Genomic DNA, 13,619 nt, shown 5'->3' on the forward strand with positions numbered 1-13,619 from the left:
TCCGGCCCCCGGCCCGGGGTGCGGGAACCCCACGGAAGTTAGTTCGATTTTCCGACTAACAAGCCCTAGGGTGACACCCGGCAAGTAAGTTCGATTTCCGTACCTACAGGAGCAGTCCATGTCTTCCGTCCTGATCACCGGGGCCTCCAAGGGCATCGGCCGGGCCACCGCCGCCGAGTTCGCCGCCCGCGGCTATCGCGTCATCGCCACCGCCCGCGACCCGCGCACACTCGAGGACCTCGACGTGGCACAGCGACTCCGCCTCGACGTCACAGACCGGGCCGGCGTCGACGATGCGATCGCGGCCGCCGGCGAGGTCGACGTGCTGGTGTCCGACGCGGGCGTGATCTTCGTCGGTGCGGTCGAGGCGAGCCCGGCCGACGAGATCGAGCGGCTGTTCGCGCAGAACACCTCCGGCGCGATCAGGGTCGCGCAAGCGGTGCTGCCGCAGATGCGGGAGCGCAAGAACGGGCGGCTGCTGTTCGTCTCCAGCGTGGTGGGCCGCATCGTCCTGTCGGGGGACGCCGCCTACGCCGCCAGCAAGTGGGCACTCGAGGCGTTCGGCGAAGCCCTGGCCATCGAGACCGCCCCGTTCGGGATCCACACCACCCTGCTGGAGCCCGGTTCGGTGAGCTCCGGTGCGCTCGACGACCCGCCGGCCTACCGGCTGCCCGACGATCCCTACGCCGGGGCACTGACCACCGACCACACGGACCGCAACTACTCCCTCACACCCGAGCAGGTAGCACGCGCCATCGCCGACGCCGCAGAACTCGACGCACCGCCGCTGCGCCTGCCGATCGGAGGCGAGGCCGCAGCGCTCCTCGCCGCCCGCAAGGCCGCGCGCGAGAACGTCCCCTTCATCCCCGGCGCCTGAGCGCAGGGACGTGGGAAGGGGCCGAGCACGGCCGGGCCGCTCAGGAGGTTCGGAGCACCGGGGTGGCGTGGCGTTCGCCCCATTCCCGCAAGGAACGGAGAACAGGCGCGAGGTCCCGGCCGGCGGCGGTGAGCAGGTACTCGTCGCGGGGCGGGTGCTTCGAGTACTGGCGGCGCTCGATGAGCCCGACGTCTTCGAGCTTGCGTAGACGCAGCGCGAGCGTCTCGCGGGGTGCGCCGGTGTTGGTCTGGATGTCGTTGAAGCGATGGACGCCGAAGCCCAGCTCACGGAGCACGAGCAGGGTCCAGCGCTCGCCCACGAACTCGAGCGCGTCGGCGATGGAACAGACCCGGGGCGCCCCCAGATTCGTCGGTTCGCTATCCAGACTCACCTGGCCATGGTATCGCGGCGACACACCAGGTCACACCCGGTGCCGGGAGCACTGAGCCGGCCGAACCGCAGCAGAATCGCGGCGATCAGCAGGACGGTCCCGAGGTAGCACGCGCCTCCGGCGACCGACGGGGCGGCGAAGATCAGGGTCAGCGCGATGTTGCCGCTCATGTGCATGAGCACGGCCGCCGGCACGCCACCACGCAGCCGTTCGGACACGAACCAGTACCCGACCGACAGCGGCAGCATCGCAACGAAGAACCCGAGCGCCACGGGGGTGAGCAGCCCCATCTGCGACTGCGCCGTCCCGACCAGCAGGAACAGCGGCACGTGCCACAGAGCCCAGAGCGTGCCCAGCACCGCGGCCGTCCGAGCCGGGGTGAGCCGGCGGCGCAGCCGCGGCTGCAGGTACCCCCGCCAGCCGAACTCCTCGGCCAGCGGGCCCGCGACGAGATGCAGGGCCAGGTACGGCAGCAGGCCACCGGCGCCGGCCACCGCCACGACGAGCACCCGCGGGTCGACCGCCGCGGCCCCGAACAGCGGCGCCACGGTGACCGCGACGACCGCGGGCCCGGCTCCCAGCAGCACTGCCGCCGGTAACCACGCGGCCACGGCCGCCCACTGCACCTGCCGGCCGCCGGGGCGTCCGGACAGGCGCAGGATCCCGGCGGAGAGGCTCGGACCGAGGGCGCCGAGCACGTAACAGGCGAAGACGGCCGGGTCGGCGATGTTCCCGCCCAGGACGACGGCGACCGCCCAGAGCCCCCAGCTGATGGTGAACGTCAGCGCGACGAACGGGGTGACGTCACGGACCAGGGACCGGGAGACCTCGACCCTGGGGATCGGGCGTGTGACCATGCCGGCGAGTCAATCGCCGCGGCCCCCGCCGGGCACGCCGGTGCGCCTCCGGTTCCGGGTGGGGACAACCCCACCGGCCCCGGGATCAACCTCGTAGATGATCTCGAGGCCGTCCTCGTCGTCCCACTGCTCTCCGACCTCGGTGAACCCGTACTGCGACGCCAACCGGTGCGACGCGACGTTGTCGGGGCTGATGGTCACCCGCACCGTGCGGACCTGCGGTTCGCGAGCAGCGCGCTGGAGCAGGGCCTCCAGCGCGGCCCGGGCGTAGCCGCGTCGCCGGTACTCCGGGTCGACCGCGTACCCGATCTCGACCATCCCCGACGGATCGGGGGGCCCGTGGTAACCGGCTCGGCCGACGGCCGCCTGTTGCCGTTCGTCCCAGATGACACCGGTGACCCATGCCGCGCTGGCGGGGTCCTCCTCGACCTGCTTCCTGCGCCGCTGCCACACCCCCCTCCACTCGGCTCCGGCGAAGGGGGCCGAGAGAGGCACGGGGCTCACGGCGTTCGCGGCCGCGAGGTCACCGTCGGCCAGCGCGCGGAAGACGGGCGCCGTCAGATGAACGACGCGCACCTGCTGCGAGGGGCGCCCTGCCGGCGCGTCGATCTGCTTCTCGGGTTCCACCGAGCCAGCATGCAAGGCGGGCGGCCGCATCTCTCCGGTCAGCGGGCGACCACCTTGCGGTGGGCGATCCGCCAGCCGTCCGGCGTCCGGACGACCCGGTCGTTGTAGACCACCGTGCCGGTCCGGCCGTCGGCCATCACGGCAAGACCCTTCGAGCGCACCGATGCCGCCCCGTCGGCTCGTTCGGTGACGATCACGTTGGTCACGTGGTGACCCACCGGCTGCTCACCCGGCGCTTCCTCGAACAGCCGGCGCAACGCGGGGAGACCCGCCACCACACCCATGCCGTAGTCCTCCAGGTCGAAGACGGCATCCTCGGTGAGCAGCCGGGCCAGCTCGTCGGGGCGCCGGTCGTCGGCCAGATGGCCATGCAGGGCGATCAGCTCGTGGACCTCAACCCGGTCCTGCGCGGACAGCGCCATCCTTCGCACCTCTCCCAGCTAAGTGGGGCACTCCCCACTTCTTCCCCGGTACCGTAACGGGGATGTCCCCGATTTGCTAGGAGGCCCATGGCTCCGGTTCCCCGCCGGTCGGACGCCCTGCGCAACCGGCAGCTCCTGCTGGCCGCCGCTCGTGAGGTCTTCGACGAGCAGGGCGCCGCCGCACCCCTCGATGACATCGCCCGGCGGGCCGGCGTCGGCAACGCCACGATGTACCGCCACTTCGCGAACCGCCGCGAACTGGCCCTGGCCGTCTACGCCGACGAGGTCACGAGCCTGTGCGACCGGGCCGCGGCACTGCTCGACGAGCCGGACCCGGGTGACGCGCTGTTCGCCTGGCTGCTCGCCTTCGTCGAGCACGTCGCCACGAAGCGCGCGCTGGCGATGGTCGAAGCCGACGACCTGACCGGTCCGGGCTCCGAGCGGTTCGCGCAATGGCACGACGCGATGCAGCGCGCCATCGGTGCGCTCGTCGAGCGGGCCCAGCGCGCCGGGGCCGTACGGCTCGACCTCGACGCCGTCGACCTGCTCCTGGTGGCCTCCGGCATCGCGCTCACGGGTGTCGACGCCGGCCGCGCCCGGCGGCTCGTCGATCTGGTCCGCCGCGGGGCACAGGACTCAGGACGCTGACCACGCCGACTTCTGACCAAATCTCCGTCCTGCGTGCCCGCGCGACTTAGGCTGAATCCCCCACGAAACGGACAGGAGGCCGAGGTGGCCGAGACGCCGGTGGCCGAGGTGGCGGTGTCCGAGGTGCTGGCCGAACTGGCCGCGCTCGAGGACCCGAGGGCCCGCGAGGTGAACGAGAAGCACGGCGACGATCACGGTGTGAACCTCGGCACGCTGCGCGCGCTCGCGAAGCGGCTGAAGACGCAGCAGGAGCTCGCACAACAGCTCTGGGCGACCGATGACACCGCGGCGCGGCTCCTGGCCATCCTGATCTGCCGCCCGAAGACGTTCGAGCGCGACGAGTTGGACACCATGCTCCGCCAGGCGCGCACCCCCAAGGTGCACGACTGGCTCGTGAACTACGTGGTGAAGAAGAACCCGCACGCCGAAGAGCTGCGCCTGGCCTGGTTCGCGGACCCGGATTCCGTGGTCGCGAGTGCTGGCTGGGCGTTGACCACCGAGCGGGTGGCGAAGAAGCCCGAGGGCCTCGACCTCGCAGGGCTGCTCGACGTCATCGAGGCGGAGATGAAGGACGCTCCGGATCGCTTGCAGTGGGCGATGAACCACTGCCTGGCTCAGATCGGGATCGAGCACGCCGGGTACCGCGCCCGCGCGATCGACATCGGTGAGCGCCTGCAGGTGCTCAGGGACTACCCGACGCCCCCGAACTGCACGTCGCCGTTCGCGCCTGTCTGGATCGCCGAGATGGTGCGCCGCCGGCTCTGAAGTGCCCGGCCGGGGTCGCGCTGGCCTATCGTTCGGCGCTACGGAACGGGTAGCGATGCACGTGCTCGGAGAGCCTGAGGTCTGCGTGACGATGGATGCAGGTGCGACAACGGGGCAGTGCCGTTGCCCCCGGCTCCAGCCGGGTGTGCCGGACGACGCCCGCCAGGCGTACTGGGCGTGCCTCGACCGAGGCCAACACGACTGGATCTACGACGGCTTCACGTGCTGCCTGGAGGCGCCGCGGAACTGGCGGCAGGTCTGTCACTGTGGCGCACAGCGCTGGACGGAGGCGCCCCCGTCTCATAACCCACGGCTCGATCGACTCAGAGCTGAGATGAGCACCATCCCGATCCTCGCGACGGAGATCATGCGGTGAGCGCCCTTCGACTCAAAGACTGGACCTGAAGTCCGATTGAGCCCCTACCGTCCTTCTACGTGACCAGCAGCAGAACGGCTCCGGGCGCCACCAACCTCGGCCATCAAGGGTTCGGCGCCATGCGCCTACGCGTGAACGACTCAGCGGATCCCGACCGGGACCCTTTCCGTGTCATCGATGCCGCGCTCGACGCAGGCGTTCGGATGATCGACACCGCCGACGCCTACCAGAACGAGGACCTCGTCGGCCGCGCAATCGCCCGCCGTCGGGACGACGTGGTCCTCGCCAGCAAGTTCGGCCTGGTTTGGCACGACGACGCCGCGGGGGACTTCGACGTCCGGGCCGACGCCGAGTACGTACGCCAAGCATGCGACGCCAGCCTCCGGCGCCTCCAAACCGATCGCATCGACCTGTACTACCTGCACCATCGCAGCGACACGGTCCCCATCGAGGAGACGATCGCAGCCATGACCGGCCTGCTCGATGCGGGCAAGATCGGTGCTATCGGCCTCTCGAACGTGACGGCCGAGGACCTGAAACGCGCCCATGCCGTCCACCCGGTCACCGCGCTCCAGGAACGATGGTCGTTGTCCGAACGCAGCATCGAAAGCACGCTCGCCCAGACCGCGACAGCCCTTGGCGTCACGATCGTCGCGCACTCACCGACCAGCCACGGCGCGCTGCACGAGCGGCGGGTCAACATCCGGACGGACGACGCGAAGCAGGCGACCCTGCGTGAAATCGCCGCGGCGCACGAGGCATCCGTCGGACAGATCGCGCTCGCCTGGGTTCACAGCCGCGGCCCCTCCTACGGAGCCGACGTGGTGCCCCTCCCCGGCACAACTCGGGTCGGTCACGCTCGGGCGAACGTCGCGGCGGCATCGATCAACCTGACGCCTGCGGAACTGGCCCGGCTCGACGACGCGTGGTCGATCAACACCTGACTCAGACGGCAGTGCTCGCCCCCGGGACTACCGGCTCCGCCGGATGCCGCAATGGCGACTTCCCGACTCGGCGGGAGCGGATTTACAGAGCGCCCCGAACTGGCCCAACTCGGCGACCAAGAACGCGTCGTGGTGTGCCACTCCCTCGGCTGCGCCCTGTGGCTGCACGCCGCCCGGACCTGCCTGCCGACCTGCGCGTCACTCGGGTGCTCCTGGTGTCCCCGCTCGGTGAGCAAGCGTTCACCGCGGCCAACGGCTACGAAGAGTTCACGCTCGAGCGCGTCGACCGTGAGCTCCTCACCGCCGCGTCGGCCAAGCCGCCGCATGTGGTCATCTCGGAGACCGATCCCTACGCGCCGGCCAACCCGCGCGCGTGGAGCGCCGCCCTCGGCCTGGACTGCGACGTCCTCCCCGCCGCCGGACACATCACCCCCGAAGACGGATACGGCCCCTGGCCGGCCGCATTCGCCTGGTGCCTAGATGAACAGGCCCCCGTGTCAGCCACCACCGGACCGTGAGGGCTGCTGCCCGATCAGGGACCCGATCACATCGGCCGCGGCCGAAGCCCCGCCGACGGCCCTGGCGATCTTCTTCGTGGGCCGTTGACGAACTGGTCGGCCGCCTGCGGCACGGCGACCATCGGGACGCCGTGCCAAAGGCCCTCCGAGCAGCCGCCCATCCCGGCGTGCGTGACGAAGGCCGACGCGTGCGCGAGCACCGCGAGTTGTGGCACCCGCTCCCGGACGATGACGTCGTCGGGGATGTCCCCGAGCCCGATCACGTCGACGTACGGGCCGACGGCCAGCACGTTGTCCAGCCGGTGCCGTGCGTGCATGGCGGTGATGCAGTCCCGCCAGAAAGCCGGCCGGTCGTTGTAGGCCGACCCGAGCGAGACCAGCAACAGCGGCCGGTCCGACCTCGTTGCGAGGTCGGCGAACGATTCCTCGTGGGAGCGGTCGCCGATCACCGGCCCGACGAACGTGTAGCGGGTCCGGTCGACGCGGTCGAGGTCCAATTTCGGGCTCGGGCGGCAATCCTCCGCGGCTGACGGCGTGGCCCGCGTCGACGCTCACCACGCCGTCGGAACCGACCGCAGCCTGGTCGCGCGTGCGCGGGTCAGGCCGGGCGCCGCGCAGCAAGCAGAACCTGCGGGAGCAGCGACGGCGGCTGCACCGGCAGCCTCAGCTCCGCGACCACGTCGAGACCGGCGTCGACCAGCATCCCGACCAGCTCCTCGGGGCGGTACAGGTGGGTCGTCCAGGACACCGGCAGGCCGCCGTACCCCTCCGTGCGGGCGATGTCGCCGTCGCCGACGTGCGTGCCGACCAGAGTCTGACCGCCGGGGACGAGCGCATCGGCGAAGGTCCGCAGCACGCCGGGCAGTGCCTCCCGCGGGAGGTTGAACAGCGACCACCAGCCGAGCACTCCGCCCAGCGAGGCCGGCGCGAGGTCGAGGTCGCTCGCCGACGCGACGGAGAACCGCAGGTCGGGGTACACCCGTCGGGCGTGCTCGATCATCCGCGGCGACAGGTCGACGCCAGAGGCGTCGAGACCCAGCCCCGCCAGGTGCGCGGTGACGATGCCGGGCCCGCAGCCCACGTCCAGGACCGGGCCGAGTCCGCGGACGGACTCGGCGAACGCGGCGAGCGCGGCCCGCAGCCACGGCTGCGCGTCCAGCCGGCCGGCCCCCATCTCGACGTAGGCGTCGGCCACCCGGTCGTAGGACTCGCGGACTGTCTCTAGGTCGGAAAGTTGCGGCACGAGTGCACCCTACGCACGCAGCATGGCCGCCTCGCCGGACTCGCCGCCGCCGCTGGACTGCGGGACGGCCGGCTTCACGACGCGCGTCGCACCGCGGCGCCCCGGAACGGGCCGAGCGACAGCGTCGAGTCAGCAACCGCGAGGAGCGCATCCCGGCCCGTCCTGAACGAAGATGCCCGTCTCAGCTCCGCAACGCGACGACCCGAGGTCATGACCTCCGGCTGAACGGGGCGTGTCGGTCGACGGCCGATCGAGAGGGTACGGCCGTCGCGGCTGGGACGTGCCGACGAACACCAGGACGGTGGTCCTGCGACAGGGGGGTACCGACGACTAGCTCGCCGTGTCCGTCGCTGCGTACGCGAGACCGGCCTCGCAGGTTCAGCAAGGCGCCCCTCGCAACTGCGGCCCTATCCGTGTTCCGCCTGGCCTTCCACCATTCTTCGGATGGCCGTCACCAGTGCCGCTCGATGTGCGGCGATGCGCACGTCGTCGGAGGGGTCGGAGCCGTCCGCAGAGAGCAGTCCGACCGGTGTGAGATACCACGCCTGGGCGACGGCGTAGATGATCGTGAGCAGGTCGACTGCGGGGAGGGGTGAGCTGGCGGCATCTGCGACCTGTGCCGTCTTGGCCAGGTAGCTCTCCATGGGTTCGGATGCCGCCTGAGGGCGTTCGAGTTGAGCCCACAGGCTGATGCGCATCGCTGCCGGCGCACGCCCGTGGTAGTCGAACAGCCTGCCTGCCCAGCCCGGCAGGTCCTCTGTCGTCGGCGGCACGGCCGCGGCCATGGAGCGGACGGAGTCGACGAGCGCGGCGTCGAACAGCGAGTCCTTGCTGCCGAAGTAGGCATAGATCATCCGGATGTTCGTCCCCGCCCGTCGGGCGACGCGTTCGACGCGGGCACCGGCGAAGCCGTGCGCGGCGAACTCGCCGACCGCGGCGTCAAGGATCCGGGCCTTCGTCGCTTCCGGGTTTCTGGCGGGCAAGGGGGACCTCCTGGTCAGGCACGTTGACAAGAGTTCACGATGACCCTAGCTTGTAAGTAATCACTTACTTACACTGGAGCAATCATGGACCCGTCGATACAGAACGCGCTGGCGATCACCCCAGCGTCTCCCGCGCGGGAACGCACGATCGACATCACGACGACCGGTGCCCGAACCGGCAGGCACCACCGGATCGAGGTGTGGTTCTACCGGGCTGATGGCGAGATCTACCTGTCGACCCAGCCGGCACGCCGCGACTGGTACGCGAACATCGTGAAGAACCCCGGCTTCACCTTCCATCTGAAGCATGGAGTGCGCGCCGACCTGGATGCGGTGGGAACACCGATCCGCGACGCCGCGCATCGGGCGAGGGTCTTCCGCGCGATCATCGCCGACCTCGACCAGGCCTGGAATCCCGCCGGGATCCCCCAGCCGGTCGAGCCGCTGGAGCAGTGGGTGGCAGACAGCCCGCTCGTCCACGTCACGTTCACGAAGGAAGCCCTGAAATGACCGACCCCCGCGTCGCCGTGATCACCGGCGGCAACCGAGGCCTGGGCCGCAGCGCCGCACGGTCCCTCGCCGCTGCCGGATACCGCATCGTGGTCACCCACCGCCCGGGCGGTGAGGCCACGGACACGGCTCGGCTCATCGAAGCCGCAGGCGGGGACGTCATGACCATGCCGCTCGACATCAGCGACGTCTCCGCCTTCTCCGCATTCGTCTCCGACCTGGAGCAGGGCTTGACCTCCCACTGGGGAGCAAGCCGGCTCGACGTGCTGGTCAACAACGCAGGCATCGGGCTGTTCGACCCGCTGGCAGAGGTCACACCCGAACGATTCGACCTGCTGGTCGGCACCAACTTCCGCGGCACCTTCTTCCTGATCCAGGCACTCGTGCCACTCATGGGCGACGGCAGCCGGATCGTGAACATCTCGACGTCCCTGACCCGGCACGTGAGCCCCGGAACGTCGATCTACACGGCAGCGAAATCCGCCGTCGAAGCCCTCACCCGCACCCTCGCCGTGGAACTCGGACCCCGCGGAATCCGCATCAACACCGTCGCCCCCGGACCCACCGCAACCGACTTCAACGGCGGCGCGATGCGCGACAACCCCGAACTACGCGGCTACCTGGCCACACAGACCGCTCTCGGGCGGGTCGGTCGGCCCGAGGAGATCGGGGACGCGATCGCCGCCCTCGTCTCCGACCAGATGCGCTGGGTCACCGCAGAACGCCTCGAAGTCTCCGGCGGCGCCCTCCTCTGACCGCCAGCAGCACTCCCGCCTGCTGGCTGCGGCGTCAGCCTGGCACCGTCCCCCGACACTGTGACGGCATCCAGCGGCCGGGCCCGAGATGGGCGAACGGCCTCGAACGATCTTGGGAACGCCCTGGGGGAAACTACTCGACGCTGTCGCTCGACACCGGGATCGAGCCGAAGATCCTCAGCGACAGGGTGGGGCACTCCAACCCGGCAGTGACGTTCCAGATCTACGCCCACCGCTCGACCGGGCAGGACCGTGCCGCCGCCGAACTCATCGGCCAGCTGATCGAGCGGGCCGTCACCGGCCCAAGGACCCCGCTCCGGAGGCCTGCTGGTCGAGGCCTACTACGATCCTTGCTACCGCGGGCATGAAAACGGCCCCCGGACTGATGTCCGGGGGCCGTTTCCGCTGGTAGCGGGGGTAGGATTCGAACCTACGACCTCTGGGTTATGAGCCCAGCGAGCTACCGAGCTGCTCCACCCCGCGTTGCCATGTTGCTGTCTTGCTGTTGAAGACATTACACCCCGCCGAAACCTGCCTGCAGCGGGGGGTCCCCTTAACGGCCACCGCCCCGCTGACCTGGTCAGGTCCGCGGGGCGGTGGCGTTCGGGCCGTGAATCAGCCGCCGGGGCCGGGCGGCGGTGTCGGCGTCGAGCCGGCGGCGGCCTGCGCCTGCTGGAACTGGCGGACCGCCGAGTCCAACTGCTGGAGCGCCTGGCCCTGCGCCGCGAAGTCACCACTCTGGTTCGCGGTGCGGAGCTGGGTGATCGCGCTCTGGATCGCCGCTGCAGCCGCGGCGACCTGAGGGCTGGCCGCCGGCGCAGCGGGCCCACCGGCTGCCGGCGCATTCCCGGGTGGCGTGCCGGCTGGTGCTCCCCCGGACGGAGGCGCAACCGCCGCCCCGGCCCCTGCCCCGAACACCTGATCGAGCGCCACGGACAGGTTCGCGTCGTAGCCGACCCGCCCGTTGTAGGACACCAGCACTCTCGCTAGCTGTGGATAGCTCGACTGCTGGTTGGCGCGCTCGATGTAGACCGGTTCGACGAAGAGCAGCCCGCCGGCCACGGGCAGGGTGAGCAGGTTGCCGTACTCGACGGTGCTCTGCCCACCCCTCGATAGCAGTCCTAGATCCTGGCTGACGTTGGGTGAACCGACGAACTGGGTCTGCACCTGTTGCGGGCCTAGCGTCTGGGTGTCCGGTGGTAGCTGGAGCACCGTGATCTTGCCGTAGTTGGCCGGATCGGAGCTCGCCGTGACGTAGGCCGAGAGGATGTCACGGTTGCGGAACACCAGCGCGCTGGTCAGCTGGAAGGTGGGCGTGGTGCCCTCCTGGCCCGCGGCCCCTGGTTCACCCGCCAGGATGTAGTACGGCGGCTGTGGTGCGCCGCCTGCTCCGCCACCGCCCGGCACCGTCGGGTCGGACGGCACGTCCCAGAAGGACACGTTGCCGTAGAACTCCAGCGGATTGTCCACGTGGTAGCGCGTGAGTAGCTCGCGCTGCACCTTGAACTGATCCTCCGGATACCGGAAGTGCGCTCTCAGGTCCGGACTGATGGCCGACGCCGGCTGCACGGTGCCCGGGAAGGTCTTCATCCAGGTCTTCAGCACCGGATCGGACTCGTCGAACGCATACAGCGTGACCGTGCCGTCGTAGGCGTCGACGGTGGCCTTGACGGAGTTGCGGAGGTAGCTGATGTCCTTGTCCTGCTGCGCCCGCTGCAACGGCTGCAGGGCGTCGGCCGTGGCCTGCCCCAGGCCCATCCGCTCGGCGTAGGGGTAGTTCTGCAGCGTCGTGTAGCCGTCGACGATCCACTCGATCCGCCCGTTGACCACCGCCGGGTACGGGTCGGTGTCCGTGGTGAGCCACGGCGCCACCGCCTGCACCCGGTCACGCGGGTCGCGGACGTACATGATCTTCGAGTCGGCGTTGATCGAGTTGTTGAACAGGATGTTGCGCTCGCCGTAGAACAGCGAGAACACGAGCCGGTTGACGATGTTGCCCAGCGGCACGCCGCCCTTGCCCGTGTAGGTGTAGCTCTGCGTGTCGGAGTCGTACTCGCGCGGGGTGGCACCCTGCTCGGCACCGACGATCGAGTACCCGTCGATCAGCTCGCCGTAGTACACCCGCGGCTCGGTGACGCGCAGGCTCGGCGGCAACGACGGCGAGTTCGAGTTGCTGATGTCGATGCTGGTGAAGTTGGGCAGACCGCCCTGGCCACCCGCCTCGTCCAGTACGGCGTTCACCTGGTTGGCCGGAGCCACCACGATCCCGTTGCCGTGCGTGTAGACCAGCCGCCGGTTGATCCAGTCGGTCTGGTTGCCGTTGAGCCCGGCGCTGTTCAGCTCGCGCAGGGCGACGATGTAGTCCTGCGTCTTCCCGTTGATGTTGTACCGGTCGATGTCGAGCTTCTGCGGGAAGCCGTAGAACGTACGCCGCTGCTGGAGCTGGGTGAACGTGTCGCCGACCTTGGCCGGGTCGAGCAGGCGGATGTTCGGCACCGTGGCGGTGTCGTTGCGGACCGCGGCGGGCGTGGCCTCCGACGTGCCGCTGTAGGGCACCTCGGTGACCTTGTCGTCCGTGAGCCCGAACGCCTGCCGAGTGGCCGCGATGTTGCGTTCGATCGGCACCGACTCACGCTCGTTGGCGTTGGGCGACACCACGAACTGCTGCAGCACCTGCGGCCACGCCGCACCGATCAGCACGCTGGACAGGACCAGCAGCACCGTGGCGATCGCGGGCAGCTGCAGGTTGCGCCGGAACACCGCCGCGAAGAACGCCGCCGCGCAGATGATCGAGATGAACAGCAGGATCAGCTTGGCGGGCATCACCGCGTTGAGGTCGGTGTAGGTGGCACCGGTGAAGATGTCGCTGCGGTTGCTGAACAGCAGCTCGTACCGGTCGAAGTAGTACGCCACCGCCTTGAGCAGCACGAACACCCCGGCGAGGATCGCCAGCTGGGCGCGCGCAGCGGCCGAGACCTGGCCCGAGCGCCCGCTGAGCCGGATGCCGCCGAAGATGTAGTGGGTGATCAGCGAGATCACGAAGCAGATGGCCACCGCGACGAACAGCCAGTCGAGCACGTACCGGTAGAACGGCAGCTGGAACGCGTAGAAGCCCACGTCGATGCCGAACTCGGGGTCGGTGACCCCGAACGGCGTCGAGTTGAGGAACTGCTGGACGGTCTGCCAGTCGCCCTGCGCCGCGAGACCCGCGATGACCCCGATGATCAGCGGGATGCCGATGGCGAACAACCGCAGCCGCTGGATGATCACCGTGCGGTAGCGCGCTATCGGATCCTCCGGCCCGGTGACGGGCACGAAGACCGGGCGCGAGCGGTAGGCGATCCACAGCGACAGCGCCACCAGGCCGCCGATCAGCAGCGCGGCGACCAGGAACTGGACGATCTGGGTGAACAGGACCGTCGCGAAGACGCCCCGATAACCGACCTCCCCGAACCACAGCCAGTCGACATAGAAGTTGATGAGGCGTGAGCCGCCGAGGAGTAGCAGCACCACGATTCCCGCAAGGATGAGCAGGATCCGGGTACGGCGGCTCAACGTCGGTGCTCCCACCGGGGGCCGCATGGCCACAGGGCACGCTCCAGTCTTCGCGGGGTCTGGCGCCGGGCGCGGGCAACGGGTCGGTCCGGTGCCGCGGCGACCTGCCCGATCGCCTCCCGCAGCCGGCCCGTCGATGCGCCCTGCT

15 protein-coding genes and 1 tRNA gene are annotated in these 13,619 nt (G+C 69.9%); 7 read left to right on the plus strand and 9 right to left on the minus strand.

Annotated elements, in window-relative coordinates:
- Positions 1-118 precede the first annotated feature (118 nt).
- Positions 119-877, plus strand: a complete 759-nt coding sequence (locus AC5L35_RS10140; RefSeq protein WP_495059326.1) for an SDR family oxidoreductase — start codon at positions 119-121, stop codon at positions 875-877.
- 40 nt (positions 878-917) lie between these two features.
- Here AC5L35_RS10140 and AC5L35_RS10145 read toward each other — a convergent pair whose 3' ends face one another.
- Genes AC5L35_RS10145 through AC5L35_RS10160 form a run of 4 tightly spaced genes read right to left on the minus strand, consistent with a single transcriptional unit; the run spans position 918 to position 3,174 of the window.
- Positions 918-1,268, minus strand: coding sequence for a winged helix-turn-helix transcriptional regulator (locus AC5L35_RS10145; protein WP_495059327.1), 351 nt, complete (start codon positions 1,266-1,268; stop codon positions 918-920).
- Positions 1,265-2,125, minus strand: coding sequence for a CPBP family glutamic-type intramembrane protease (locus AC5L35_RS10150; protein ID WP_495059328.1), 861 nt, complete (start codon positions 2,123-2,125; stop codon positions 1,265-1,267). The genes AC5L35_RS10145 and AC5L35_RS10150 overlap by 4 nt, the downstream gene beginning before the upstream one ends.
- A gap of 9 nt (positions 2,126-2,134) precedes the next feature.
- Positions 2,135-2,752, minus strand: coding sequence for a GNAT family N-acetyltransferase (locus AC5L35_RS10155; RefSeq protein ID WP_495059329.1), 618 nt, complete (start codon positions 2,750-2,752; stop codon positions 2,135-2,137).
- Positions 2,753-2,790: 38 nt separating this feature from the next.
- The gene (locus AC5L35_RS10160) at positions 2,791-3,174 is read right to left on the minus strand and encodes a nuclear transport factor 2 family protein (protein WP_495059330.1); all 384 of its coding nucleotides are present in this window, start codon (positions 3,172-3,174) and stop codon (positions 2,791-2,793) included.
- An 87-nt stretch (positions 3,175-3,261) separates the two neighbouring features.
- Here AC5L35_RS10160 and AC5L35_RS10165 point away from each other — a divergent pair, with 87 nt between their 5' ends.
- The 4 genes from AC5L35_RS10165 to AC5L35_RS10180 all read left to right on the plus strand — a co-directional run bounded on the left by AC5L35_RS10165 (position 3,262) and on the right by AC5L35_RS10180 (position 6,425).
- Positions 3,262-3,822, plus strand: a complete 561-nt coding sequence (locus AC5L35_RS10165; protein ID WP_495059331.1) for a TetR/AcrR family transcriptional regulator — start codon at positions 3,262-3,264, stop codon at positions 3,820-3,822.
- Between the two features lie 84 nt (positions 3,823-3,906).
- A complete protein-coding gene (locus AC5L35_RS10170; protein ID WP_495059332.1) occupies positions 3,907-4,587 on the plus strand; it encodes a DNA alkylation repair protein in 681 nt (226 codons plus the stop codon).
- A 435-nt stretch (positions 4,588-5,022) separates the two neighbouring features.
- Positions 5,023-5,907 (plus strand): aldo/keto reductase, encoded by an 885-nt coding sequence (locus tag AC5L35_RS10175; RefSeq protein WP_495059333.1) that lies wholly within the window; start codon positions 5,023-5,025, stop codon positions 5,905-5,907.
- Between the two features lie 158 nt (positions 5,908-6,065).
- Entirely contained in the window at positions 6,066-6,425 is a 360-nt protein-coding gene (locus tag AC5L35_RS10180) for an alpha/beta hydrolase (protein ID WP_495059334.1), read from the plus strand.
- A gap of 26 nt (positions 6,426-6,451) precedes the next feature.
- Here AC5L35_RS10180 and AC5L35_RS10185 read toward each other — a convergent pair whose 3' ends face one another.
- The 3 genes from AC5L35_RS10185 to AC5L35_RS10195 all read right to left on the minus strand — a co-directional run bounded on the left by AC5L35_RS10185 (position 6,452) and on the right by AC5L35_RS10195 (position 8,651).
- Positions 6,452-6,922, minus strand: coding sequence for a nucleotide disphospho-sugar-binding domain-containing protein (locus tag AC5L35_RS10185; RefSeq protein ID WP_495059335.1), 471 nt, complete (start codon positions 6,920-6,922; stop codon positions 6,452-6,454).
- Positions 6,923-7,023: 101 nt separating this feature from the next.
- A complete protein-coding gene (locus AC5L35_RS10190; protein ID WP_495059336.1) occupies positions 7,024-7,668 on the minus strand; it encodes a class I SAM-dependent methyltransferase in 645 nt (214 codons plus the stop codon).
- 407 nt (positions 7,669-8,075) lie between these two features.
- Positions 8,076-8,651, minus strand: a complete 576-nt coding sequence (locus AC5L35_RS10195) for a TetR/AcrR family transcriptional regulator (RefSeq protein ID WP_495059337.1) — start codon at positions 8,649-8,651, stop codon at positions 8,076-8,078.
- 84 nt (positions 8,652-8,735) lie between these two features.
- On the opposite strand from AC5L35_RS10195, the gene AC5L35_RS10200 reads away from it, so the two are divergent.
- Together AC5L35_RS10200 and AC5L35_RS10205 are read left to right on the plus strand one after the other, a co-directional pair.
- A complete protein-coding gene (locus AC5L35_RS10200) occupies positions 8,736-9,161 on the plus strand; it encodes a nitroreductase/quinone reductase family protein (protein ID WP_495059338.1) in 426 nt (141 codons plus the stop codon).
- Positions 9,158-9,916 carry an SDR family NAD(P)-dependent oxidoreductase gene (locus tag AC5L35_RS10205; RefSeq protein WP_495059339.1) on the plus strand — a complete coding sequence of 253 codons (759 nt, stop codon included), beginning with the start codon at positions 9,158-9,160 and terminating at the stop codon, positions 9,914-9,916. Before AC5L35_RS10200 ends, AC5L35_RS10205 begins: the two co-directional genes overlap by 4 nt.
- A 406-nt stretch (positions 9,917-10,322) precedes the next feature.
- On the opposite strand, the gene AC5L35_RS10210 is transcribed toward AC5L35_RS10205, so the two are convergent.
- Together AC5L35_RS10210 and AC5L35_RS10215 are read right to left on the minus strand one after the other, a co-directional pair.
- A tRNA-Met gene (locus AC5L35_RS10210) sits at positions 10,323-10,399 on the minus strand.
- Positions 10,400-10,531: 132 nt separating this feature from the next.
- Positions 10,532-13,498 (minus strand): UPF0182 family protein, encoded by a 2,967-nt coding sequence (locus AC5L35_RS10215; protein ID WP_495059340.1) that lies wholly within the window; start codon positions 13,496-13,498, stop codon positions 10,532-10,534.
- Between the last annotated feature and the right edge of the window lie 121 nt (positions 13,499-13,619).

It is taken from the genome of Pseudonocardia sp. OZ21 (assembly GCF_059359135.1).